The following is a 24,862-nucleotide window of genomic DNA, read 5'->3' as shown; positions in this document are numbered from 1 at the left end:
CGTCAAGCGCGCGCACTACAATCCACGTCACGGGTGCGACGGCCGCCTCCCGATGCGCCCTTTCCCCAGTCAATCTTGCACGACGCCAAGCCAGCGCCGACGCGCCGGCACGGCTCATCCCAGGAGACAACGATGCAAGTTCAACCGTACCTGACGTTCTACGGCCGTGCCGACGAAGCCCTTCAGTTCTACGAAAAAGCACTCGGCGCAAAGACCGTGTTCAAGATGCACTTCAAGGACGCACCGCCGAATTCCGATTACCCGATGCCGCCGGAAATGAGCGACAAGGTGATGCATGCGAGCTTCACGATCGGCGACTCGATGATCATGTGCTCGGACGGCGATTGCAGCCAGCCGACCGGCGCCGCGCACGCCGGCTATTCGCTGTCGCTGAACCCGACGACGGTCGACGAAGGCCAGAAGCTGTTCAATGCGCTCGCCGACGGCGGCGAAGTGACGATGCCGTTCGGCAAGACGTTCTGGGCGCTCGGCTTCGGGATGGCGAAGGATCGTTTCGGCGTGCACTGGATGGTCAACGTCGAGGATCCGTCGCAGCGCGAGGATCTCGCGAAACGCGCGCAGGGCTGACGCCAAGGAAACGCCCGCCACCTCGCGGTGGCGGGCGTTTTCGCTCCTGAGCAAAGCGTCGTGCGCGGCACACGGCCGCGCACGACGCCGTCTCAACCCTCGACGACGTCGAGATAATCCTCCGGCCGCGTGCGATCCTCCGCATGAGCCATGCCCATCGCGCGCACCAGCACGCTCACCGCCACCGACACCACTAGGTTCACGACCAGCGACCACACGGCCGCATAGCCGGGGATCGCGAGGCCGAACAGGTGGATCGTGAAGATCGAACTGGCCAGCTTCAGCGAGATCGCCATCCACGTGCCGCAGACGATGCCGGCCGCCCAGCCGGCCAGCAAGCCGCGATGGTCGAGCACGCGCGTGTACAGGCCGAGCACGATCGCCGGCAGCGTCTGGATGATCCAGATCCCGCCGAGCAGCTGCAACTGGATCGCGTAGGTCAGCGGCAACCCGAGGATGAACGCCACCGCGCCGACCTTCACGATCAGCGAGACGAGCTTCGCGACGTGCGTCTCCTGGTCATGCGACATGTTGCGGTTGACGAACTCGCGATGGATGTTGCGCGTGTACAGGTTCGCGGCCGCGATCGACATGATCGCCGCCGGCACCAGCGCGCCGATGCCGATCGCCGCGAACGCGACGCCGACGAACCACGACGGGAAATACTCGAGGAACAGCGCGGGCACCGCGAAGTTCGGGCCGAACGCCTTGAAGTACGGCGCGTACTGCGGCATGTCCTTCACGCCGGAGGCGAGCGCCATGTAGCCGAGCAGCGCCAGCAGGCCGAGCACGAACGAGTACGCGGGCAGCATCGCCATGTTGCGGCGGATCGAATTGCCCGACGACGACGACAGGATCGCCGTGACCGAGTGCGGATACAGGAACAGCGCGAGCGCCGAGCCGATCGCGAGCGTCGCATACGCGCTGTAGCCGTTCAGGCTCGTCGCGTCGGGTGCCTTCAGCAGCAGCTTCGCGGGCGGCACCGCGGAGAAGATGTGCCCGAAGCCGCCGAGCTTCGCGGGGATCACGATGATCGCGGCGGCGATCGTGACGTAGATCAGCACGTCCTTCACGATCGCGATCATCGCCGGCGCGCGCAGCCCCGACGTGTACGTGTACGCGGCCAGGATCGCGAACGCGATGATCAGCGGCAGATCGCCGACGAAGCCGGTCGTGTCGAAGCCGAGCGCGCCGATCACCACCTCGATGCCGACGAGCTGCAGCGCGATGTACGGCATCGTCGCGACGATGCCCGTCACCGCGATCGCCAGCGCAAGCATGCGGCTGCCGTAGCGTGCGTTGACGAAATCGGCAGCCGTCACGTAGCCGTGCCGCTTCGCGATGCTCCACAGCTTCGGGAACACGACGAACGCGAACGGATAGATCAGGATCGTGTACGGCAGCGCGAAGAAGCCCATCGCGCCGGCGCCGAACACGAGCGCGGGCACCGCGACGAACGTGTAGGCCGTGTAGAGATCGCCGCCGAGCAGGAACCACGTGACGATCGTGCCGAAGCGGCGGCCGCCGAGGCCCCATTCGTCGAGATGGGCAAGATCGCCGCGCCGCCAGTTCGCGGCCAGGAAGCCGATGATCGTGACGCCGATGAACAACAGGACGAAGACGAAGGTCGCGCCGAGATTCATTGCGCACCTCCTTGCGGGCCGCTCGCCTTCCATGCGTTCTTGGTCTTGAAATACACGAACGCGGTGATCACCGCGCTGATGAAGACCCACAGCAACTGGTACCAGTAGAAAAACGGAAAACCGAACCATTGCGGTTCGATCTTGCTGTACGACGGCACCCAGACCATCGCGATCAGCGGCAGTACCAGCAGCCAGAGCCAGCGCTTGGCGGCCCGGTTGGCGTCGGCATCGTGAGCCATGACGTCTCCTCTTCTATCCCGGTTATCGATCTTGTTGAGCGGGTACGGCACCGAGAGGAGCGGCAAAACGGGTAGACTGCGGCTCCCCTGGCTTCGCGCCAGTATAGGAGCCGCGAGCACGCGGTCAAGCAGGGGCGAACCCGAGGTGATCCGCCCCTTGTCGCGCGGTTGCACCGGCCTGCCGCCGATGCATCCGGCGTCAGATCGCGAACGCGGCGTCGCGTGCGCCCGTCGTTTCTTTCAAAGCTTTCACCCACTTGCGCGCGGGCAGCTTCAGCGTGTCCTCGATCAGCTTCGCGCGGGCGTCGAGCTGAGCGAACGACACCTCCAACGCGGGGCCCGAGAACGCAATCGCGATCCGGTTGCCGTCGTGCACCTCGGGCAGCGCGATCACGCGGTGATCGAACGCCGCGTTCAGGTGTTTCATGTTGCGCACGAAGCTCGGATGATCGCCGAACAGGTTGATCGTCGCGATGCCGGCGTCGGCGAGGCAGCCGCGCACCGCGCGGTAGAACGCGACGCTGTCGAGCACGGGGCCGCGCGCGGTCGCGTCGTACAGGTCGATCTGAATCGCGCCGGTCGTGCCGCGGTTGGCCGGATCGTTGACGAAGTCCCAGGCGTCGGCTTCGTGCACGACGAGGCGCGCGTCGTCGGGCGGCAGCGCGAACATCGTGCGCGCGGCGACGATCACGGCCGGGTTCAGCTCGACGGCCTCGACCTTCGCGTGCGGCAGGAAACGATGCGCGAACTTGGTCAGCGCGCCGGTGCCGAGCCCGAGCTGGACGATCCGCTCGGGCGTTTCGAGGAACAGCAGCCACGCCATCATCTGCTGCGCGTATTCGAGCTCGATATGCAGCGGCTTCGAAATCCGCATCGCGCCCTGCACCCACTCGGTACCGAAGTGCAGGAAGCGCACGCCGCCTTCTTCGGAGAACGTAACGGGCGCGAAGCGCGGCTTGCGCGGCGCTTCGAGCACCGGCACGTCGTCGTGTTCGTCGATGTCCGGGCGGCGCTTCACGCGCGGCGGCTGGAGCTTTTCGGAGCCGTTGTAGGCGGACGGCTTGCGTTGCTTGAACGCGCGTGCCTCGGCGGACGCGCGCTTGATCAGTCGGGTCATGATGGTTGAATCTCGCTGGGTGACGCTGGATGAGCGGACGAGAGGATAGCATTGGCGGAAGACGGAGGCCGCGACGCGTGACGCCGGACCCCGTCGGCGCTACGCTGCGTTCGTGGATCCACAGGAGCGCGTATGACTTCGAACGACAAGAAGATCTGGTTCCCGGCGAAGCGCTACGGCTGGGGATGGGGATTACCGGTAGCGTGGCAGGGCTGGGTCGTGCTGCTACTGTTCGCGATCGGGATCGTCGCGAGCGCGTGGCTGGTGCCGCCGCAACGATCGCCGGTGGCGTACGGCGCGTGCATCGTGGTGCTGGTCGCGCTGCTGACGGCCGTGTGCTGGATCAAGGGCGAGAAGCCCCGCTGGCGATGGGGCAACGACGATTGAGCTTCGACGCGACACGCCAGCCCATGTGATCGCGGTTCGTCAGCAACGCCCTCCTTTCGTCATCGATACGTCGCGACAGCACTCTGTCAAACGGCTGAATTGTCTCGACTCTCCACGCGACGCAACACTGTGAAGCAGCGGCCTCCTGGCCGGAAGTTCACATCGCGTTTCCCGTCGGCGGCACTCGACAACCGGCCCTGCCCCCTCGGTGGCCGCCGCATGTCTGCCCCGCTCCTGGCACCGCATTTGAACGGCCACGCCGAATGCCTCGGCGGCCCTTCCATCTATACCCAAATAGGGATAAATTGATCCGCTGTACTGGCTCGGCGCGCAAGGATTTGATGGCGATGCCCGAAGCCGTGCAGGACACGTTCGGGTATGCGCTGTATCTGGCGCAGACGGGACGCAAGCACGATCGGGCCAAACCCTTGAGGGGATTCGGATCGGCAGGCGTGCTGGAGACCGTGGAATCGGAAGACAACGGCACGTACCGCGCGGTCTACACGGTGAAGCTGGGCAGCAGCGTCTACGTGCTGCACTGTTTCCAGAAGAAATCGTCGAGCGGCGTCGCGACACCCAGGCCGGACAGCGACCTCGTCCGCGAACGTCTGAAAGCGGCCGAAGCACACGCAACAGGAGAAAGGCGATGATCGAAATCGAACAGGGCAGCGGGAACGTCTACGCTGATCCGGGCATGCGCAATGCCGACGAAATGCGGGTGAAGGCCCAGCTCGCGGCGAAAATCGCGGAAATCATCAAGGCGCGCAAATGGACGCAGCAGCACGCGGCACGATTGCTCGGCATCCCTCAGCCGAAGCTGTCGAACATGTTGCGCGGTCAGTTTCGCGGCGTGAGCGAGACGAAGATGCTCGAATGTCTCGCCAAGCTCGGACGCGACGTGCAGATTGTCGTCGGGCCAGACCGGCGGTCGGAAGCCGCAGGACACATCGAAGTCGTTTTCGCCGCCTGACGGCGGCGTCGTTTCGATCGCACCGATGCGCTGGCCGCACGTGCCGCCGGCAGCGCCCGGTCGATCAAAGCACGATTCGACGCCAGTGCTCGAGCTTCTGCTCGAACGACAGCATTGCATTCGCCGGGCTCGACGAAGGCAGCACGAGCGTCTCGTACCCGGCCTGGCCGATCACGTCGGCGAATCGCCCGGCCGTCTTGCCGTTGAAGCACACGCGCTTGAGCAACGGCGCATGCGCGCGCAGCGAATCGAAGTCGTTCGGCTTCGCATTCCTGATCGCGGAATCGAGACTGCCCTGGCGATGGCACGCATCCAGCACATCCCAGATGCCGATGCCGTGCGACAGCACGCGCTCGAGCCGCGCGTCGTACGGCAATTCGTGCAGCATCGGCTCGCCGAGCACCGCGCCGAGCAGCCGCCAGAACTGGTTGCGCGGATGCGCGTAGTACTGCGCGGCGTCGAGCGACGCCTCGCCCGGAAAGCTGCCGAGAATCATCGTGTGCGTATTCGCCGCGACGACCGGCGGAAAGCCCTGCAACATCACGCGCCTCCGTGCGGCCCGGCCGATCGCGGCCCGCCCGATTGCGGCCCGTCGCCGTACGCATCGAGATGGCGCCACAGCGCCGGCAGCATGCACTCGGTGACCATCAACGGCTTGCCGTGACGCTGGAACACCGAGCGCCGCGCGGCAAACGCATGCGGCGCGCGCGCGCCCTGCAATGCATGGCTCGCGAGCGCATACAACGGATGACCGGCGATCACGCGCCGGCTCACGAGCGCCGAGCGCTCGACCTGCGGATCGCTGTACAGCAGCTCCGCAAGCGGCCGCGTGCGCAGCCGCCGCATCGCCTGCCACACGCCCTTGCTGGCGGCGAGCGGCGCAATGCTGTGCGCGGCGACGTACGGCGTGCCGTCGACCGACAAAATCACCTCGCGCACCCACATCGGCGCGCGCGGCGAACTGGCGAGCGCGTCCGGCTCGTCGAACCATGGCGAGTCGACGGCCTCGCGCGTCACGCGCACGTTCACGCGGCCGAGCCGCGCGAGGTGCGCGGTCAGCGATCCGCCGCGCGTCAGCCAGTCGCGCTGGTCGAGCGTGCAGCCAGGACGCGGCGTCTCGCGCCAGCCGGCCCGGGCGCCGTCGAATCGCATGCGCACGTTCACGCGGCGCGCGACAGCAGCAGCGCGTTGGTCCGCTTCACGAAGCTCGCCGGATCGTCGAGCATGCCGCCTTCGGCCAACAGCGCCTGATCGAACAGCAGATGGCACCAGTCGCCGAAATCGGCGCTGTCGGCCTTCAGCTGCTTCACGAGCGCGTGCTCGGGATTGATCTCGAGGATCGGCTGCATCGCCGGCGCATTCTGGCCGGCGGCCTTCAGCATCCGCTGCAGGTAGCCGCTCATGTCGTTGTCGTCCGCGACGAGGCACGACGGCGAATCGGTCAGGCGGAACGTGACGCGCACTTCCTTCACCTTGTCGCCGAGCGCTTCCTTCATCTTCTCGACGACCGGCTTGATCGCCTCGCCCGCCTGCTCCTGCGCCTTCTTCTCCTCGTCGTTCAGCTCGCCGAGGTCGAGATCGCCGCGGGCCACGCTCGCGAGCGGCTTGCCGTCGAATTCGTGCAGGAACGACAGCATCCATTCGTCGACGCGGTCGGTCAGCAGCAGCACCTCGACGCCCTTCTTGCGGAACACTTCCAGATGCGGGCTGTTCTTCGCGGCCTGCCACGTGTCGGCGGTCACGTAGTAGATCTTGCTCTGCTCCGGCTTCATGCGCGACACGTAGTCGGCGAGCGACACGTCCTGCGCGTCGGTGTCGCCGTGCGTCGACGCGAAGCGCAGCAGCTTCGCGATGCGCTCGCGGTTCGCATGATCCTCGCCGACGCCTTCCTTCAGCACCTGGCCGAACGCGCTCCAGAACGTCTTGTACTTCTCCTTGCCGGCGTCGTCTTCCGCGTTCGCGAGCTCTTCGAGCATCGACAGCGCGCGCTTGGTCACGCCTTCGCGGATCGCCTTCACGTCGCGGCTTTCCTGCAGGATTTCACGCGAGACGTTCAGCGGCAGGTCGGCCGAATCGACGACGCCCTTCACGAAACGCAGATACTGCGGCAGCAGCTGCTCGGCGTCGTCCATGATGAACACGCGCTTCACGTACAGCTTCAGCCCGCCGCGGTAGTCGCGATTCCACAGGTCGAACGGCGCGCGCGCCGGCACGAACAGCAGTTGCATGTATTCGCTGCGGCCCTCGACGCGGTTGTGCGTCCACGTGAGCGGATCCTGGTGATCGTGCGCGATGTGCTGGTAGAACTGCGTGTACTGCTCGTCGGTGATTTCGCCCTTCGAACGCGTCCACAGCGCGCTCGCCTGGTTGACGGTCTCGTCCTCGTCCTTCAGGACCATCTCGCCCTTCTCCTGATCCCACTCTTCCTTGCGCATCAGGATCGGCAGCGCGATGTGGTCGGAGTACTTCTGGATGATCGATTTCAGGCGATGCGACGACAGCAGGTCGTCCTCGCCTTCGCGCAGGTGCAGCGTGATCGTCGTGCCGCGCTGCGCGCGGTCGATCGCGTCGATCGTGAAATCGCCCTCGCCGGCGCTTTCCCAGCGCACGGCTTCATTCGCCGGCAGGCCCGCGCGGCGCGTTTCGACGGTGATCTTGTCGGCGACGATGAAGCCCGAGTAGAAGCCCACGCCGAACTGGCCGATCAGCGCCGCGTCCTTCTGCTGGTCGCCGGACAGCTTCGTGAAGAACTCCTTGGTGCCCGAACGCGCGATCGTGCCGAGGTTCGCGATCGCCTCGTCGCGGCTCATGCCGATGCCGTTGTCGTCGATCGTGATCGTGCGCGCGGCCTTGTCGTAGCCGATGCGGATGCGCAGGTTCGGATCGTTCTCGTACAGCGCGTTGTCCGCGAGCCCTTCGAAACGCAGCTTGTCGGCTGCGTCGGACGCATTCGACACCAGTTCGCGCAGGAAGATTTCCTTGTTGCTGTAGAGCGAATGGATCATCAGGTGGAGGAGTTGCTTGACCTCTGCCTGAAAGCTCATCGTTTCGTGTGCCATGGATACTGTTTCCTCTTACTTGAACTGAAAAGGGGTGACGCCGGCGCCCGGCGCGCGATGCCGGCGGCCCCACGAAGGACGACCGCCGGGCGCCGGCGGTTTGCGCGCGTATCTGGGGACGGTGCGCGGCATTTCAAGAGCCGGCCCGCGGCGCCGCGTCACGACGCGCGCCGCACCGCCGAATCGATATAGCGCGCCAGCAGCCCCGGCAGCGCCGGATCGCCGCAGTTCGCGACGTTGAAGCGCATCCACGTGGACGGCGACTGCTGCGGCGAAAACAGGCTGCCCGGCGTCAGCAGGAAGCCGGCCTCGTGCGCGACCGCCGCGAGCGCGTCCGAATCGACGCCCGTGTCGGCCCACAGGAACATCCCGGCCGCCGGCATCGTGAAGAGCCCGAGCCCCGTGCGCTCGAGCATCCGGGCGGTCTTGTCGCGCACGCCGTCGAGCCGCGCGCGCAGCCGCTCGACATGGCGCCGGTAATGCCCTTCGGTCAGGATCTTGTACAGCACGCGCTCGTTGAGCTCGGGCGTCGTCATCCCGACCAGCATCTTCTGGTCGGTGACCGCCTTCGCGATCTCCGGCGCGCAGGCCACGTACCCGACCCGCAAGTTCGCCGCGAGCGTCTTCGAGTAGCTGCCGAGGTAGATCACCCGCTTCAACTGGTCGAGGCTCGCGAGGCGCGTGGCCGGATAGCTCGGCGGGCACAGGTCGCCGTACACGTCGTCCTCGACGACGAGGAAATCGTAGGCCTCCGCGAGCTTCAGGATCCGGAACGCCTGCGCGGCCGACAGCGACGTGCCGGTCGGGTTCTGCAGCACCGAATTGATCACGAGCATCTTCGGCCTCCACATCTGCACCAGGGTTTCGAGCGCATCGAGGTCGGGGCCGTCGGGCGTATACGGCATCCCGACGAGTTGCGCGCCCTGCGCCGCGAAACGGCCGAACATCTGGAACCAAGCGGGATCGCCGACGATCACCGCATCGCCCGGCCGCATGTAGATCCGCGAGATCAGGTCGATTGCCTGCGTGATACCGGAAACCAGCACGATCTGTTCGGGCTTCGCGCCGATCTCGACTTCGGCGAGGCGCGTCTGCAGTTGCTGGCGCAGCGGCAGGAAGCCCTGCGCGGTGCCGAAGCCGAGCATCTGTGCGCCCGACTGGCGCCCGAGCGCGCGCAGCGCGCCGGTGATCAGCTCGCCGTCGAGCCAGCGGCCCGGCAGGTAGCCGAGGCCCGGGCCCTTCTCCGGGCTGACGGTGTGCAGCATGTTGCGCAGCAGCCAGACGACGTCGATCGTGTTGTGCACGGGCGCGGCCTCGGCTACGCGCGCGGCGCCGTCGGCCGGCTGCGGGCCGGTGCCCGTGCGCTCGCGCACGTAGAAGCCGGAGCCGCGCCGCGAGTCGAGGTAGCCCTGCGCGACGAGGCGCTCGTAGGCCTCGACGACGGTGAAGCGCGACACGCTCTTGTCGAGCGCGAGCTTGCGGATCGACGGCATGCGCATGCCGGGACGGAACACGCGTTCGTCGATACGCCGCCGCGCCCACTGGACCAACTGGTCGACGAGCGTGAGCGTGGCCGTGTCGTGCGGCGCGGGAATCTGGGCGAGTGGGACGGTGGACATGGGCGGCGGCTCCAACTGTACCGAAGGCTATCGCGCCGATTGTACCGTTACTGTGCCGGTAGCGACGATTACAGTTGACCGGAATGGCGATCGTGCGGCCGCCGGTTCGGCCCCGCCGCACGTGGCGCCGCGCCTGCCGGCCCGCATCGCGGCCGGGCGCCGGCCGGTCCGGCCCCCGCCCGGCGCCTCGCCCGCTTACCATGACACTTACGCTTCCCGCCCGACGCTCATGCCAGCTCGCTCCCTGACACTCGACCACCTCGTGATTGCCGCGCGCACCCTCGACGAAGGCGTGCGCCATGTCGCCGACGCACTCGGCATCGAACCGGCCGGCGGCGGCCGCCACCCGCTGATGCGGACCCACAATGCATTGTTCGGCGCGTGGGGCGGGCTTTACCTCGAAGTGATCGCGATCGATCCCGACGCGCCCGCGCCGGACGACGACGCAAAGCCGCCGCGCGCGCGGCTGTTCGGCCTCGACGATCCGGTGCTCCACGTGCGGCTCGCGCAGGGCCCGTTTCTCGCGCACTGGGTCGCGCGCGTCGACCGCCCGCGCCAGCTTGCGCTGTGGCAGCGCCAGTATCCGGCCCGTATCGCGCCCGTCGTCGCGATGCGACGCGGCGACCTGAGCTGGGGCCTCACGGTGCCCGACGACGGCAGCTTCCCCGCCTGGCAAGGCGCAGGCGACGGCCTCGTGCCGTCGCTGATCCAGTGGGACAGCCCGCGCCACCCGTCCGAATCGCTGCCCGGCGACGGCATCGCGCTGAAGGCACTCAAGGGCGCCCACCCGCGCGCGGATGCGATCCGCGAACAGCTCGACTGGCTCGGCGCCGCTCACCTGATCGACGTCGAATCGACCGACGGTCCGCCGGCGCTCGTCGCCGAATTCGACACGCCGCAGGGCCCGCGCACGCTGCGCTGAACGCCCGCCCGATCGTAACCACCCTGCAAGACGGAGACACCCTCGACATGAATTCGCGCGAAACCCGGGGCATGCTGCTCGGCCTCATCGGCGTGATGATTTTCAGCCTGACGCTGCCGATGACGCGGATCGTCGTATCCGAACTCAACCCGCTGCTCAACGGGCTCGGCCGCGCGCTCGCCGCCGCCGTGCCGGCCGGCCTGCTGCTGTGGTGGCGCCGCGAGCCGCTGCCGACGCGCGCGCAACTGAAAAGCCTCGCGATCACGTCGGCCGGCGTGATCATCGCGTATCCGGTGTTCTCGGCCTGGGCGATGAAATCGGTGCCGGCATCGCACGGCGCGGTGGTCAACGGGTTGCAGCCGTTGTTCGTCGCGCTGTACGCGGCATGGCTGTCGCACGAACGGCCGTCGAAGGCGTTCTGGGCCAGCGCGGTGGCCGGCAGCGCGCTCGTGATCGCATTCGCGCTGCGCGACGGCGGCGGCGCCGTGCAGGCCGGCGACGCGCTGATGCTCGTCGCGGTCGGCATCGGCGCGCTCGGCTATGCGGAAGGCGCGCGGCTCGCGCGCCAGATCGGCGGCTGGCAGGTGATCTGCTGGGCGCTCGTCGTATCGGCGCCGTTCCTCGTGCTGCCGGTCGGCTGGCTCGCGTGGATGCAGCACGCTGCGCATCCGGGCCCGCTCGCGCTGCGCACGTGGCTCGCGTTCGGCTACGTGACCCTTTTTTCGCAGTTCATCGGCTTTTTCGCGTGGTACGCGGGGCTCGCGATGGGCGGCACCGCGCGCGTGGGCCAGGTGCAACTGCTGCAGATTTTCTTCACGATCGCGTTTTCCGCACTGCTGTTCGGCGAAACGGTCACGTCGTCGACGTGGCTGTTCGCCGCCGCCGTGATCGCGACCGTGGTGCTCGGGCGCCGCTCGGCGGTCGCCACGGCGCCGCATCCCGCTCGCGCCGGCTGAACAGGTACGCCATAATGGCTGCTTTGCCTAATCGGTTTGCCAGACTGGCCGTGCCCACCCAGCCGCGAAGGCTCGATCGCGCTCGCGTTCGCCCACCCGGCAGCGTCGAAACGATCCGCCCGAGCGACCTTTCTTGACTGACCACGATACCCGAACGAGGAGACTATGAATCCGAGCGACCTGCATCCGCCGCACTGGCAGCTTTCCGAACGCGCCCGCAAGCTGACGAGCTCTGCGATCCGCGAGATCCTGAAGGTCACGGAGCGCCCCGAGGTCATCTCGTTCGCCGGCGGCCTGCCCGCCCCCGCGACGTTCCCGGCGGAACGCATGCGCGCCGCCGCCGATCGCGTGCTGCGCGACGCGCCGGCCGCCGCGCTCCAGTACAGCGCGACCGAAGGCTACCTGCCGCTGCGCGAGTGGATCGCCGAACGCTACAGCGTGCGCGTGTCGCAGGTGCTGATCACGACCGGCTCGCAGCAGGCGCTCGACCTGCTCGGCAAGGCGCTGGTCGACCCGGGCAGCCCGATCCTCGTCGAAACGCCGACCTACCTCGGCGCGCTGCAGTCGTTCTCGCTGTACGAGCCGCGCTACGTGCAGGTGCCCACCGACGAGCAGGGCCTGCTGCCGGAAGGCCTCACGCCCGAACTCACGCAAGGCGCGCGCCTGCTGTACGCGCAGCCGAACTTCCAGAACCCGACCGGCCGCCGCCTGCCCGTCGAGCGCCGCCGCGCGCTCGCCGCGTTCGCGCAGTCGAGCCCGTTCCCGGTGCTGGAGGACGATCCGTACGGCGCGCTGAACTACCGGGGCGAGCCGCTGCCGACGATGCTGTCGATGGCGCCCGATCACGTCGTGCACCTCGGCACGTTCTCGAAGGTGCTCGCGCCGGGCCTGCGGATCGGCTACATCATTGCGCCCGAAGAACTCCACTTCAAGCTCGTGCAGGCCAAGCAGGCCACCGACCTGCACACGCCGACGCTCACGCAGCGCATCGCGCACGAAGTGATCAAGGACGGCTTCCTCGACGAGCACATCCCGACGATCCGCGAGCTGTACAGCTCGCAGTGCGACGCGATGCTCGGCGCGCTCGCGCGCCACATGCCGGAAGGCGTCACGTGGAACCGTCCGGAAGGCGGGATGTTCATCTGGGTGAACCTGCCCGCGCAGATCGACAGCATGAAGCTGCTCGCCGCGGCCGTCGACAACCACGTCGCCTTCGTGCCGGGCGCGCCGTTCTTCGCGGAGAACGCGCAGCAGAACACGCTGCGTCTGTCGTTCGTGACGGTGCCGCCCGAGAAGATCGAGGAAGGCGTCGCACGCCTCGGCAAGCTGCTGCGCGAGCGCCTCTGATCCCCTTTTCCCCTGTCACGACTCTCTACGAGGAATCGAACGCATGGCTAACGTCTACGACAAACTGAAGTCGCTCGGCATCGAGCTCCCGACCGCCGGCGCACCGGCCGCCGCCTACGTGATGAGCGCGCAAAGCGGCAACACCGTCTACCTGTCGGGCCATATCGCGAAGAAGGACGGCAAGGTCTGGGCCGGCAAGCTCGGTGCGGATCTGCAAACGGAAGACGGCAAGGCGGCCGCCCGCTCGATCGCGATCGATCTGCTCGCGACGCTGCACGCGCACACCGGCGACCTGAACAAGGTCACGCGCATCGTCAAGCTGATGAGCCTCGTCAACTCGACGCTCGACTTCACCGAACAGCACGTCGTGACGAATGGCGCATCGGAGCTGATCGCCGAAGTGTTCGGCGATGCGGGCAAGCATGCGCGCTCGGCGTTCGGCGTCGCGCAGATCCCGCTCGGCGCGTGCGTCGAGATCGAACTGATCGCCGAAGTCGCGTAACGGACGCACCGCGATGCCTGGCCGTCTCGTTCGCTTCAAGCAGGTCGACGTGTTCACGTCGGTGCCGTTCAAGGGCAATCCGCTTGCCGTGGTGTTCGACGCCGATGCGCTCGGCGACGACGCGATGCTCGAGATCGCCCGCTGGACGAACCTGTCGGAAACGACGTTCCTCTGCACGCCGACCGATCCGCAAGCCGACTATCGCGTGCGGATCTTCACGACGGGCGGCGAACTGCCGTTCGCCGGCCACCCGACGCTCGGCACCGCGCATGCGTTCCTGGAAAGCGGTGCGCGGCCGCGCACGCCGGGCCGGCTGATCCAGCAATGCGGGGTCGGCCGGGTCGCGCTGCGCGAGCAGGCCGGCGGCTGGGCATTCGCCGCGCCGCCGGCGCGCGTCACGCCGCTCGACCGTTCGGACTACCCGGCACTGGCCGCCGCGCTGCAAAGCGACGCGCTCGACCTGGACGCCGAGCCGTGCGCGGTGGACAACGGCGCGCCGTGGCTGGTCGTGCGGCTGAAGTCGGCCGACGCGTGCATCGGCCTGTCGCCCGATCCGGCCGCGCTCGCGGCGCTTACGCACCGCTACGGCGTACACGGCGTGGCGGCCTACGCGCCGCACGCGGAAGGCGGCCCCGCGACGTTCGAGATCCGCTGCCTGATGACGGGCGGCCAGTTCGGCACCCCCGGCGAGGATCCCGTCACCGGCAGCGCGAACGCCGCGCTGGCCGGGCTGCTGACGCGGCAGGAACGCCGCCCCGGCCAGTCGTACACGGCCCGCCAGGGCACGGCGATCGGTCGCGACGGACGCATCTTCGTCAGCTACGACGAAGACGGCACGACCTGGATCGGCGGCCACGTCGTCACGGTCGTCGACGGCACGTTCCGGTCGCCCGCCTGACATTTCGCGATGTGCGATGGCGCCGGCTCGTCCGGCGCCCTACGCTTTGCCCAACTATCGCAAAAACGTTCCAGCCAGTAATATCGGGCCTAATCCGTTGTTTCGGAGGTCTGTCCATGGTTGCGCGTCCCGCGAACGAACAGACGTCGGGACAATCCGAACCATAGCCGGCCATCCAGACGGATGGCGCACGCGAGCAGGACGCCGCCCTCTTCGATGAGCTCCGCCCGGTCCAACCACACGCCGCCGAACCGGCCGCTGCGCGCGCCGCGCAAATCGCGCCGGCGTGCGTTGTTTGCCATCCCGCTGCTCGGGATGCTGGCGCTCGCGCTACTGTGGGCCGTGATCATCGCGCGTCTGTCCGTCGAAAAGGACAGCGCCTACAAGGAAGCGGCGGCCTCCGCGGCGATCCTGTCGTCCGCGCTCGAGCAGCATACGGTCAAGGCGATCCACCAGGTCGACCAGATCACCCGCTTCGTCAAGTTCGAATTCGAGAAATCGCCGGCGCGCTTCAATCTCGCGAGCGCCGTCGAAAAAGGCGTCGTGCCGAGCGACACGCTGATCCAGGTGTCGCTCGTCAACGCGAAGGGCATCCTGTTCGCGAACACCGCCGAACTCCATCCGCAACCGATCAACCTGTCCGATCGCGAGCACTTCAAGGTCCATCTCGCGCACAACGACGACCGCCTCTTCATCAGCAAGCCCGTGCTCGGCCGCGTGTCGAGCCACTGGACGCTGCAGATGACGCGGCGCCTGAACAACCCGGACGGCAGCTTCGCGGGCATCGTCGTGGTGTCGGAAGACCCGAGCTACTTCACGAACGATTTCTACAACAACGCGGCGATCGGCAAGGAAGGCGTGATCGCGGTCGTATCCGACACGGGCGCGGTGCTCGCACGGCGCACGGGTTCGGTGAGCAACGCGCCGGGCGCGTTTTCGGCCTCGGGCGTCTACCCGATCGCGGAGCGCGTGACGGGCACGATCATCGATCCGATCGACGGCGTGACGCGCATCGTGTCGTACCGCCACCTCGACGGCTACCCGCTCGCGGTAATGGTCGGGCTGTCGCAGACGGAAGAGTTCGCGGACTACTACCACACGCGCAACGTCTACCTGCTGATGACGAGCTTCATCACGCTCGCGATGCTCGCGTTCTTCGGCGTCGCGACGGGCCTGATCGGCAAGCTGCTCGGCCGCGAGCGCGAAATGACGCAGCTCGCCGAATACGATCTGCTCACCGGCCTCGCGAACCGCTATGCGACGCTGCGCGGGCTGCGCAACGACGTGTCGATGCCCGCGAGCCTGTCGCGGCTCGGCCTGCTGTTCATCGATCTCGACAACTTCAAGACCGTCAACGACACGCTCGGCCACAACGCCGGCGACATCGTGCTGCAGATGACCGCGTCGCGCCTGGCCGACGCGGTCGGCGACGAAGGCTCGCTCGCACGCATCGGCGGCGACGAGTTCGTCGTCGTGATGAAGGGCGACGACGTCGAGCGGCGTGCGGTGCGGCTCGCAGAAGCGATCATCCGGATGTTCAGCGAGCCGTTCGACGTACGCGGCAGTTCGTTCGTGCTGCATGCGAGCATCGGCATCGCGCTGCACACCGTCGCGAACGAGAGCGAGATCGACCTGCTGAAAAAGGCCGACCTCGCGATGTACAGCGCGAAGGACGCCGGCAAGAACTGCTACCAGTTCTATGCGCCGCATCTGTCGCACCGCGCCGACCACCTGATGCGCTGGGAACAGCAATTACGCGTCGCGCTCGCCGAAGGGCAATTGTTCCTCGCGTACCAGCCGAAGATCGATCTCACGCACCGCTATATCACCGGCTTCGAAGCGCTCGCGCGCTGGGATCATCCGGAACACGGCGTCATCTCCGCGAACGAGTTCATCTCGATCGCCGAATCGACCGGCCTGATCGTGCCGATCGGCGATTTCGTGATCCGCACCGCGTGCGAGCAGATCGCGCGCTGGCGCGACGAGGGTCACGACACGCTGACGCTCGCGGTCAACATCTCGCCGGTGCAGTTCTGGCGCGGCGACCTGATCGAGACGATCTCGCAGGCGCTGCAGGACACCGGCATCGACGCGAACCGGCTCGAGATCGAGATCACCGAAACCGCGATGATGGAATATCCGGAACTCGTATCCGAGAAGATCGTCGCGCTGAAGAAGCTCGGCATCCGGATCGCGCTCGACGATTTCGGCACCGGCTATTCGTCGCTGTCGTACCTGCACCGCTTCTCCGTCGACACGCTGAAGGTCGACCGCTCGTTCGTGCAGGCGATTCCGACCGATCGCAGCGTGTGCGTGATGGTGTCGTCGATCGTACATCTCGCGCGCTCGCTCGGGCTGACCGTCGTCGTCGAGGGCACGGAGACCGAGGAGCAGATCACGTGGCTGGCCACGCTCGGCGAAATCGAGGCGCAGGGCTTCCTGTTCTCGCGCCCGGTGCCGGCCGATGCGATTCCCGCGCTGATCGCACGCTTCGGCGTGCGTGGCGATCATCCGAACGTCGTCGCGCATCGCGCGACCGGCAGCACGGGCGCCTGAGCGCCGCGCCGCTGCCGCCATGGCGCGCGTGGCGCGCCGTCGCAATTGTTGCGTTTTCCGATCCGATCGTCGAGTTCATTAACTAGCGTTTTCGCGCATGGCAGTGTCATGATGCGCGGCGGACAATTGGGAGGGCCTACGTGTCGGTCGGCCACCGGCATGGCCATACGCGAGAGATCCGGCCCTGCGCCAACTACACAATCATGACAACCGTCGAAGTCGAAGCGCCCGCTCGTGTCGAAGAGGCACCGGCATCCCTCTGGGCCTTGTTCAAGGTCGTCGCCAGCATTTCGGCCGTCTCGTGGGGCGGACTTTCGATGATGGCGCAACTCGAACGCCATTACGTCGAGCGGCTGCAGCGGATCGAGCCGCACGTCTTCGGCGATCTCGTCGCGCTCGCGTGGCTCGTCCCTGGCCCCGTCGGCTGCAACGTCGCCGTGCAGGTCGGCCAAACGCTGCACGGCCGTGCCGGCGCATGGGTCGCCGGTATTGCGAGCGTGCTGCCGTTCTCGATCCTGATGACGCTGTTCGCGATCTTCTATCGGACGCCGCTCGTGCGCTCGCTCGCGGCGCCGATGCTGATCAATCACTTCGGAATGGTGCTCGCGGCGTTGATCGGCGTAACGTGGGTCAAGCAGTTGCGCTCGCTCGCGCGCACGCGGCTCGAACAGTCGATCGCCGCGCTATCGACGATTCTGCTCGCTTTCGCGCATAGTCCGGCCGCTTTCGTCGGGATTCTGTTCGCCGCGTTTGCAGCGGGCTGGCTGACGGGGCCGTCGCAACGCGACGCGGTCGATTTCACGCTGTCCAAGCGCGACCGCGGCCTGCTCGTGCTGCTCGGCGTGCTCGTCCTGCTGTTCGCGGTGCCGCTGCCCGGCAATTACCAGGCGGAGCTGCTGTGGCCGCGCCTCGCGGGCGCCGGCATGACGCTGTTCGGCGGCGGCTTCTCTGCGCTGCCGGTGCTCAAGACGCTGTTCGTCTCGCCGGCAACAGGCATCTCCGATCACGACTTCACGCTGGCATTCGCGCTGTCGCCGGTCGCGCCGGGGCCGTTGCTGAACGTGGTGCCGTTTCTCGGCTACCTGACCGACGGCTGGGTCGGCGCGCTGCTCGCCACCGCCGCGCTGTTCATCCCGTCGGGATGCCTCGTCGTGTTCGCGCACAACCACCTGTTCCGGCTCAAGCGCCATTCGCGCTTCGAGCACGGGATGCGCCTGCTGCGCGCGGCGACGACGGGCTTTCTCGTGGTCGCCGTCGTGAAGATCCTGCATCGCGAGCCCGCCGACCCGGTCTACTGGCTGACGGGCGCCTTCGCGACGCTGTGCTTCACGCGCTTCAAGGTGCCCGTCTATGCCGTGTACGGCGCGGTCGCCGTCGCGTGCAGCGTGTGGCTGTGGGCCGCCGCGCACTGACGGGCGGCCGCCTCCAACCCGCCAACGCCCTGCGTGCCCGGCTCCGTCAACCGGCCTGCGTCGCGACCCGGCGTGCCATCCAGCGCACGCGCAGCGCGTCGTATGCGAGGTTGAAGCAGAACGTGTAAGGCAGGAAGAACAGCACGATGCCGAGGTCGAGCAGCAGCGCCTCGACGAGGCTCACGTTCAGCCACCACGCGGCAACCGGCACCACCATCGCGACGAGGCCGAGCTCGAACGTCACCGCGTGCACGATCCGCATCCCGAGCGTGCGCGACAACCCGGCTCGCCGCTCGAAGCGGTCGAACAGCGCGTTGAAGGTCATGTTCCACGCCATCGCGATCAGCGACACCATCACCGTCAGCACACCGACGTGCGACACAGGCATGTCGAGCAGCCACGCGCCGATCGGCGCGCACAGGGCGATCGCCACCAGTTCGAACGTCAGCGCGTGCAGCAGGCGTTCCGTCACCGTTTTATTCGTCTGTTTCATGATGTCCTCCAAGGCATGACCTGATTCATGGCGGCCATTTTGATCGGCGAAACCGGATGAATCCAGTTTGATATCATCGGTTTCACCGATATAAAGCCGCCAGGAGCACTGCATGCACCACCCCCCGGAAGCCCTGCTCGCATTCGCCGAGGCGGCGCTGCTCGGCTCGTTTACGGCCGCCGCACGCAAGCTCGGCAAGCGTCAGTCGACCGTGTCGGAGGCGATCGCGAACCTCGAAATCGATCTCGGCGTGCAGTTGTTCGATCGCTCGACGCGCACGCCGACGCTCACCGACGCCGGGCGCGCACTGCTGCCGCAGGTGCAGCGCGCGCTCGAAGCCAGCGCGGCGATCGACCGCACGGCCGCGCGGCTCGCGCACGGCGAGGAAGCGCGGCTCACGCTCGTCGTGTCCGATACGTATCAGTCGAAGCGCTACGAAGAAACGTTGATGGCGCTCGAACGGCGCTTTCCGGCGCTCGAGCTCGAATGCCAGATCGCCGAGCACGACGACGTGCTCGACCTGATCCAGCAAGGCCGCGCGCAACTCGGGCTGATGGCCGCGCGCGCCGCCTACCCGGCCGATATCGGCGCGGCGACGGTTGCGGAGGAATCGGAGATCGGGCTGTTCGTGGGCCGCAAGCACGCGCTCGCCGAATACGGCGACGCCGAAGTGCCGCACGCGGCGCTGCGCGACGTGCGCGAACTGCGCCTCAATACGTACGTGAAAACGGAAGGCCGCGGCACCGACGACCGGATCGTCGTCGGCACGCAGCACTGGCTGGCGCCGAGCTACCTGATGCTGCTGGAGATGGCCGTACTGGGGTTCGGTTGGGCGGAACTGCCGCGCTGGATGGTCGAGCACTTCGCGCGCGACCGCCTGTGCGAGCTACGCTCGCGCGGCTGGCCGCGCCGCGTGCGGGTGGACGCGGTCTGGTCGCGCAACCGGCCGCTCGGGCCGGCCGGCTCATGGCTGCTCGACGCGATGCTGGCCGCGTAGCGGCGCATGCAGCCAGGCCAGCGGCCTGCGGCCGCGGCGGGCGCCGGCCGCTCAGAAACCGCGCGACAGCACGGCCGCGCCGATCGTGACGACGCCGAGCACGAGGTTCACGACGACGAGCAGGCGCACCGCATTCACCGCACGCGCGCCGTCCGGCCAGTTCTGCGCCTGCACCGCACGGCGAATGCGCGGGAACAGCGCGAAGCGGATGTGCCCGAAGATCAGCATCATCACGACGCCGAGCCCGGCCATCGCATGCAGCGACCACGTCGCGTGCGCCCCGCCGAAGCTCGTCAACAGGAACCCGCCGGACAGCAGGATCACGATCACGGCCCCCGACACCCAGTTGAAGAAGCGGCCGAACACGCCTTCGATCAGCGGCAACCGAAGCTGCGGCGACAGGTCGGACAGCGCCGGGCGCAGGCAGAAGTTGGCGAAGACCATCCCGCCCACCCACACGGCGACGGCCAGCAGGTGAAGAAACAGCGCGACGGCAACGGCGTGGGACATGGAGACGATCCTGTGATGAGTGAGGTGCAACGAACAGCCGCGTCGCACGCGGCATCAAGCGACGTTCGACCCGCCAGCCGCGTCGCGGTTCAGGCCCTCGGCGCGATTTCACATTATTTTGCAAGTTCCGCGTGACAACGCCACGCTTGCTTACCCGCATCCCCGCGCCGAAAAGAAAAGGCCGCACGCCCGCCGAAGCGGACGTGCGGCCTTCGATCGCGGCTGAACCGGGCGATCGCGCGCGGCGTCAGCCGAGCAGCGGACGCAGCTCGTTGACGATCTTGAGCTTCGTCTCCGGCGCGCGGCCCTTGCGTGCGCGCTTGCCGATGTGCGGCGCGAGCCCGGCGTACGACAGCGTGTCGTCCTGCGCCTTGCCGCCGCGGCCGGTGCCGATCAGCACGACGCCCGCCGGATCGATCGCCAGCGCCTGCACGAGCGTTTCCTTGTCGTCGAGCGCCATCAGGATCACGCCACGCCCACCGCCGGACAGCGTCTTCATCTCGTCCATCCCGAACACGAGCAGGCGCCCGCCGCTCGACAGGCACGCGACCTGCGTCGCGTTCGGCAGCACCGGCATCGGCGCGAGCGGCACCGCGCCCGCATCGATGGTCATGAACGACTTGCCGGCCTTCACGCGGCTCACCATGTCGCCGACCTTCGCGAGGAAGCCGAAACCGTTGCTCGACGCGAGCAGCAGTTGCTGGTCGGCCGGCGCCGCGTAGTAATGCATCAGGTGCGAGCCCGACTCGAGCTCGATCAGCGACGTGACCGGCACGCCGTCGCCGCGCCCGCCCGGCAACACCGACACGTCGACCGAATACACGCGGCCGCTGCTGCCCCACGCGATCATGCGATCCGGCGTGCGGCACTGGAAGGCCGCGTACAGGTGATCGCCCGCCTTGAACGTGAAGCCGGCCGGGTCGAGCCCGTGGCCCTTCAGCGCACGCACCCAGCCCTTCTGCGATACGACCACCGTCACCGGCTCGTCGACCACTTTCGCCTCGAACGTCGCGCGCTTTTCCTGCTGGATCAGCGTGCGGCGATCGTCGCCGTACTGCTTCGCATCGGCCTCGATCTCCTTGATCATCAGCCGCTTCATCGCGCTTTCGTTCGCGAGCAGTTCCTCGAGCTTCGCCTTCTCGTCGCGCAGCGCTTCGAGTTCCTTCTCGATCTTGATCTTCTCGAGCCGCGCGAGCTGGCGCAGGCGGATTTCGAGGATGTCCTCGGCCTGCCGCTCGCTGAGCCCGAACGCGCTCATCAACGCGACCTTCGGCTCGTCCGACTCGCGGATGATGCGGATCACCTCGTCGATGTTCAGGAAGACGATCATCCGCCCTTCGAGGATGTGGATGCGGTCGTCGACCTTCGCGAGACGATGGCGGCAACGACGCGTCATCGTCAGCTGGCGGAACTTCACCCATTCGTCGAGGATCGTCAGCAGGCCCTTCTGGCCCGGCCGGCCATCGGCGCCGATCATCACGAGGTTCAGCGTCGCGTTCGATTCGAGGCTCGTGTACGCGAGCAGCGTGTTCACGAATTCCGTCTGGTCGATCGTGCGCGACTTCGGCTCGAACACGAGCCGCACCGCCGCTTCCTTGCCCGACTCGTCGCGCACCGCGTCGAGCAGGTCGAGCATCGCCTTCTTCGTGTTGAGCTGCTCGGGCGTCAGCGTCTTCTTGCCGAGCTTGAGTTTCGGGTTGGTCAGCTCCTCGATTTCCTCGAGCACCTTCTGGCCCGACGTGTTCGGCGGCAGCTCGGTCACGACGAGCTGCCACTGGCCGCGCGCGAGATCCTCGATCTTCCACTTCGCCCGCACCTTCAGGCTGCCGCGGCCCGTTTCGTACGCCGCCGAGATTTCGGTGTCGCTCGAGATGATCTGGCCGCCGCCGGGGAAGTCCGGGCCGGGAATCAGGTTCATCAGCTCCGCGTGCGTGAGCTTCGGATTGCGGATCAGCGCGACCGCCGCGGCCGCCACTTCGCGCAGGTTGTGCGACGGGATTTCGGTGGCGAGGCCGACCGCGATGCCCGACGCGCCGTTCAGCAGCACGAACGGCATGCGGCTCGGCAGCGTCTTCGGCTCCTCGAACGAACCGTCGTAGTTCGGCATGAAGTCGACCGTGCCCTGGTCGATCTCGTCGAGCAGCAGCTTCGCGATCGGCGTGAGGCGCGCTTCCGTGTAACGCATCGCCGCCGCGCCGTCGCCGTCGCGCGAGCCGAAGTTGCCCTGCCCGTCGATCAGCGGATAGCGCAGCGAGAAATCCTGCGCGAGACGCACGAGCGCGTCGTACGCCGACTGGTCGCCGTGCGGATGGTATTTACCGAGCACGTCGCCGACCACGCGCGCCGACTTCACCGGCTTCGCGTCGGGTCCAAGGCCCATTTCGTTCATGGCGTAGAGAATCCGGCGCTGCACCGGCTTCTGGCCGTCGCACACGTCGGGCAGCGCGCGACTCTTCACGACGCTGACCGCGTAGCTGAGATACGCCTGCTCCGCGTAGTTGCCGAGCGTCAGCGCGTCGCTCTCCGGCGCGTCGGGGCTGGCAAAGAGATCGGAAGTATTGTCGTCCATCTGAATTCCGTATTCGTAAGTGGCGTGAGGCCGGGCCGGGCGTCATGCCCGGCCGCGCGGCAGGTCCGCTTAAATGTCCGCTTCGACGTCGTTGCCCTTTTCCTCGAGCCAGCCGCGCCGCGCGGCTGCCTCGCCCTTGCCCATCAGCATCGTCATCCGCGCGACGGTCGCCTCGTAGTCGAGCTCGCCGAGCTTCACGGGCATCAGGCGGCGCGTATCGGGGTTCATCGTCGTGTCCCACAGCTGCTCCGCGCTCATTTCGCCGAGACCCTTGAAGCGGCTGATGCTCCACTGCGTGTCGCGCACGCCGTCCTTGCGCAGCTTGTCGAGGATCGCTTCGAGCTCGCCGTCGTCGAGCGCATAGAGCTTCTGCGCGGGCTTCTTGCCGCGCGCGGGCGCGTCGACGCGGAACAGCGGCGGGCGCGCCACATAGACATGGCCGCGCTCGATCAATTGCGGGAAATGCTTGAAGAACAGCGTGAGCAGCAGCACCTGGATGTGCGAGCCGTCGACGTCCGCGTCCGACAGGATGCAGATCTTGCCGTAGCGCAGGTTCGACAGGTCGACGGAGTCGTCCGGGCTGTGCGGATCGACGCCGATCGCGACCGAGATGTCGTGCACCTCGTTGTTCGCGAACAGGCGGTCGCGCTCGGTTTCCCACGTGTTCAGCACCTTGCCGCGCAGCGGCAGGATCGCCTGGTATTCCTTGTCGCGCCCCATCTTCGCAGAGCCGCCCGCCGAATCGCCTTCGACGAGGAACAGCTCGTTGCGCGCGATATCTTCCGTCTCGCAATCGGTCAGCTTGCCCGGCAGCACCGCGACGCCCGAGCTCTTGCGCTTCTCGACCTTCTGGCCCGCGCGCGTGCGCGCCTGCGCCTGCTTGATCACGAGCTCCGCGAGCTTCTTGCCGTGCTCGACGTGCTGGTTCAGCCACAGTTCGAGCGCCGGACGCGAGAACGACGACACGAGCTTCACCGCGTCGCGGCTGTTCAGCCGCTCCTTGATCTGCCCCTGGAACTGCGGATCGAGCACCTTCGCGGACAGCACGAACGACACGCGCGCGAACACGTCTTCCGCGAGCAGCTTCACGCCCTTCGGCTGCAGGTTGTGCAGCTCGACGAAGCTCTTCACCGCCTGATAGAGACCGTCGCGCAGGCCCGACTCGTGCGTGCCGCCTGCCGGCGTCGGGATCAGGTTCACGTACGACTCGCGCACGAGCGAGCCTTCCTCGCTCCATGCGACGACCCACGACGCGCCTTCGCCCTCGGCGAAGGTTTCGTCGGTCGAACGCGAATCGGCGAAACGCTCGCCTTCGAACAGCGGGATCAAGAGCTCGCTGCCGTTCATTTCGTCGAGCAGGTAGCCGCGCAGGCCGTCTTCATACTTCCACGTCTGGCGCTCGCCGGTCTTTTCGTTGACGAGCACGACCTCGACGCCCGGCAGCAGCACGGCCTTCGAGCGCAGCAGGCGCTGCAGCTCGCCGAGCGGCAGGTTCGGCGAATCGAAATACTTCGGATTCGGCCACACCTGCACGCGCGTGCCGGATTTCTTCTCGCTGCGGCCCGCGGCTTGCGTCGCGAGCGGCTTCACGACGTCGCCGTCGGCGAAGCCGAGCTCGGCGATCTTGCCGTCGCGCCAGACCGTCACGTCGAGACGCGTCGCGAGTGCGTTCGTCACCGACACGCCCACCCCGTGCAGGCCGCCCGAGAACGTATACGCGCCGCCGGCGGCCTTGTCGAACTTGCCGCCCGCATGCAGGCGCGTGAACACGATCTCGACCACCGGCACGCCTTCTTCCGGGTGCATGCCGAACGGGATGCCGCGGCCGTCGTCTTCGACCGACACCGACTGGTCGGTGTGCAGCGTGACCGTGATCTGCTTGCCGTAGCCGCCGAGTGCCTCGTCGGACGCGTTGTCGATGACTTCCTGGATGATGTGCAGCGGATTTTCGGTACGGGTGTACATGCCGGGCCGCTGCTTGACCGGCTCGAGACCCTTGAGCACCTTGATCGATGCTTCGCTATAGGCCGCGCTGGGTTTCTTCGTTGACATAGGCGCTGAATTTCGTCATTCATCGG

Annotated in this window: 23 protein-coding genes; 12 read left to right on the top strand and 11 right to left on the bottom strand. The window is 67.2% G+C overall.

Translation table 11 applies throughout. The features are described 5' to 3' along the window. Window positions 1-132: 132 nt before the first annotated feature. Entirely contained in the window at window positions 133-588 is a 456-nt protein-coding gene (locus WS89_RS31410) for a VOC family protein (protein WP_059499178.1), read from the top strand. A 92-nt stretch (window positions 589-680) separates the two neighbouring features. Here WS89_RS31410 and mctP read toward each other — a convergent pair whose 3' ends face one another. The 3 genes from mctP to WS89_RS31395 all read right to left on the bottom strand — a co-directional run bounded on the left by mctP (window position 681) and on the right by WS89_RS31395 (window position 3,587). Then, entirely contained in the window at window positions 681-2,231 is a 1,551-nt protein-coding gene (gene mctP / locus WS89_RS31405; protein WP_059499177.1) for a monocarboxylate uptake permease MctP, read from the bottom strand. Continuing rightward, window positions 2,228-2,470, bottom strand: coding sequence for a DUF3311 domain-containing protein (locus tag WS89_RS31400; RefSeq protein ID WP_006754439.1), 243 nt, complete (start codon window positions 2,468-2,470; stop codon window positions 2,228-2,230). Before WS89_RS31400 ends, mctP begins: the two co-directional genes overlap by 4 nt. Window positions 2,471-2,669: 199 nt before the next feature. Then, entirely contained in the window at window positions 2,670-3,587 is a 918-nt protein-coding gene (locus WS89_RS31395; RefSeq protein WP_059499176.1) for a hypothetical protein, read from the bottom strand. A gap of 132 nt (window positions 3,588-3,719) precedes the next feature. On the opposite strand from WS89_RS31395, the gene WS89_RS31390 reads away from it, so the two are divergent. The 3 genes from WS89_RS31390 (at window position 3,720) to WS89_RS31380 (ending at window position 4,944) form a co-directional block, all read left to right on the top strand. After that, window positions 3,720-3,974, top strand: a complete 255-nt coding sequence (locus tag WS89_RS31390; protein WP_034208041.1) for a hypothetical protein — start codon at window positions 3,720-3,722, stop codon at window positions 3,972-3,974. 341 nt (window positions 3,975-4,315) lie between these two features. Then, window positions 4,316-4,624 carry a type II toxin-antitoxin system RelE/ParE family toxin gene (locus tag WS89_RS31385; protein ID WP_441294216.1) on the top strand — a complete coding sequence of 103 codons (309 nt, stop codon included), beginning with the start codon at window positions 4,316-4,318 and terminating at the stop codon, window positions 4,622-4,624. Next, window positions 4,621-4,944 (top strand): helix-turn-helix domain-containing protein, encoded by a 324-nt coding sequence (locus WS89_RS31380; RefSeq protein WP_059795961.1) that lies wholly within the window; start codon window positions 4,621-4,623, stop codon window positions 4,942-4,944. The genes WS89_RS31385 and WS89_RS31380 overlap by 4 nt, the downstream gene beginning before the upstream one ends. A gap of 64 nt (window positions 4,945-5,008) precedes the next feature. Here WS89_RS31380 and WS89_RS31375 read toward each other — a convergent pair whose 3' ends face one another. From WS89_RS31375 to WS89_RS31360, 4 genes are all read right to left on the bottom strand, one after another. Continuing rightward, window positions 5,009-5,485: a DNA-deoxyinosine glycosylase gene (locus WS89_RS31375; RefSeq protein ID WP_059499173.1), complete on the bottom strand. Its 477-nt coding sequence runs from the start codon at window positions 5,483-5,485 to the stop codon at window positions 5,009-5,011. Continuing rightward, window positions 5,485-6,096, bottom strand: a complete 612-nt coding sequence (locus WS89_RS31370) for a chorismate--pyruvate lyase family protein (RefSeq protein ID WP_059796002.1) — start codon at window positions 6,094-6,096, stop codon at window positions 5,485-5,487. Before WS89_RS31370 ends, WS89_RS31375 begins: the two co-directional genes overlap by 1 nt. Window positions 6,097-6,104: 8 nt before the next feature. Next, a complete protein-coding gene (gene htpG, locus WS89_RS31365) occupies window positions 6,105-8,003 on the bottom strand; it encodes a molecular chaperone HtpG (protein ID WP_059795959.1) in 1,899 nt (632 codons plus the stop codon). A 158-nt stretch (window positions 8,004-8,161) separates the two neighbouring features. Then, window positions 8,162-9,622, bottom strand: a complete 1,461-nt coding sequence (locus tag WS89_RS31360) for an aminotransferase-like domain-containing protein (RefSeq protein ID WP_059795958.1) — start codon at window positions 9,620-9,622, stop codon at window positions 8,162-8,164. Window positions 9,623-9,851: 229 nt separating this feature from the next. On the opposite strand from WS89_RS31360, the gene WS89_RS31355 reads away from it, so the two are divergent. From WS89_RS31355 to WS89_RS31325, 7 genes are all read left to right on the top strand, one after another. Further along, complete coding sequence (locus WS89_RS31355) at window positions 9,852-10,544, top strand: VOC family protein (protein WP_059795956.1); 693 nt, start codon at window positions 9,852-9,854, stop codon at window positions 10,542-10,544. 47 nt (window positions 10,545-10,591) lie between these two features. Next, the gene (locus tag WS89_RS31350; protein ID WP_059795954.1) at window positions 10,592-11,500 is read left to right on the top strand and encodes a DMT family transporter; all 909 of its coding nucleotides are present in this window, start codon (window positions 10,592-10,594) and stop codon (window positions 11,498-11,500) included. 165 nt (window positions 11,501-11,665) lie between these two features. Further along, window positions 11,666-12,847, top strand: coding sequence for an aminotransferase-like domain-containing protein (locus tag WS89_RS31345; RefSeq protein WP_059795953.1), 1,182 nt, complete (start codon window positions 11,666-11,668; stop codon window positions 12,845-12,847). Window positions 12,848-12,890: 43 nt separating this feature from the next. Further along, window positions 12,891-13,349 (top strand): RidA family protein, encoded by a 459-nt coding sequence (locus WS89_RS31340; RefSeq protein ID WP_006478174.1) that lies wholly within the window; start codon window positions 12,891-12,893, stop codon window positions 13,347-13,349. Window positions 13,350-13,362: 13 nt separating this feature from the next. After that, window positions 13,363-14,247 carry a PhzF family phenazine biosynthesis protein gene (locus tag WS89_RS31335; protein ID WP_059795951.1) on the top strand — a complete coding sequence of 295 codons (885 nt, stop codon included), beginning with the start codon at window positions 13,363-13,365 and terminating at the stop codon, window positions 14,245-14,247. 216 nt (window positions 14,248-14,463) lie between these two features. Then, entirely contained in the window at window positions 14,464-16,803 is a 2,340-nt protein-coding gene (locus tag WS89_RS31330; protein ID WP_059795949.1) for a bifunctional diguanylate cyclase/phosphodiesterase, read from the top strand. Between the two features lie 203 nt (window positions 16,804-17,006). After that, window positions 17,007-18,215 carry a chromate transporter gene (locus tag WS89_RS31325; RefSeq protein ID WP_059499165.1) on the top strand — a complete coding sequence of 403 codons (1,209 nt, stop codon included), beginning with the start codon at window positions 17,007-17,009 and terminating at the stop codon, window positions 18,213-18,215. Between the two features lie 46 nt (window positions 18,216-18,261). Here the strand turns inward: WS89_RS31325 and WS89_RS31320 are convergent, their stop codons facing one another. After that, window positions 18,262-18,708, bottom strand: a complete 447-nt coding sequence (locus tag WS89_RS31320) for a multidrug/biocide efflux PACE transporter (protein WP_059796000.1) — start codon at window positions 18,706-18,708, stop codon at window positions 18,262-18,264. A gap of 112 nt (window positions 18,709-18,820) precedes the next feature. Here WS89_RS31320 and WS89_RS31315 point away from each other — a divergent pair, with 112 nt between their 5' ends. Beyond that, entirely contained in the window at window positions 18,821-19,705 is an 885-nt protein-coding gene (locus WS89_RS31315; RefSeq protein WP_059795947.1) for a LysR family transcriptional regulator, read from the top strand. A gap of 51 nt (window positions 19,706-19,756) precedes the next feature. Here the strand turns inward: WS89_RS31315 and WS89_RS31310 are convergent, their stop codons facing one another. The 3 genes from WS89_RS31310 to parE form a co-directional block, all read right to left on the bottom strand. Beyond that, window positions 19,757-20,215, bottom strand: a complete 459-nt coding sequence (locus WS89_RS31310) for a CopD family protein (protein ID WP_059499163.1) — start codon at window positions 20,213-20,215, stop codon at window positions 19,757-19,759. Between the two features lie 247 nt (window positions 20,216-20,462). Continuing rightward, on the bottom strand, window positions 20,463-22,784 hold the full coding sequence (gene parC / locus WS89_RS31305) for a DNA topoisomerase IV subunit A (RefSeq protein ID WP_059795945.1): 2,322 nt from the start codon (window positions 22,782-22,784) through the stop codon (window positions 20,463-20,465). Window positions 22,785-22,853: 69 nt separating this feature from the next. Beyond that, window positions 22,854-24,836 (bottom strand): DNA topoisomerase IV subunit B, encoded by a 1,983-nt coding sequence (gene parE, locus WS89_RS31300; protein WP_059499161.1) that lies wholly within the window; start codon window positions 24,834-24,836, stop codon window positions 22,854-22,856. Between the last annotated feature and the right edge of the window lie 26 nt (window positions 24,837-24,862).

Origin of the sequence: Burkholderia sp. MSMB1072 (assembly GCF_001524725.1) — a bacterium.
Taxonomy (GTDB): Bacteria; Pseudomonadota; Gammaproteobacteria; order Burkholderiales; family Burkholderiaceae; genus Burkholderia.
The sequence above is the reverse complement of the archived record's forward strand: the minus strand, read 5'-3'. Positions and strand labels throughout refer to the sequence as shown.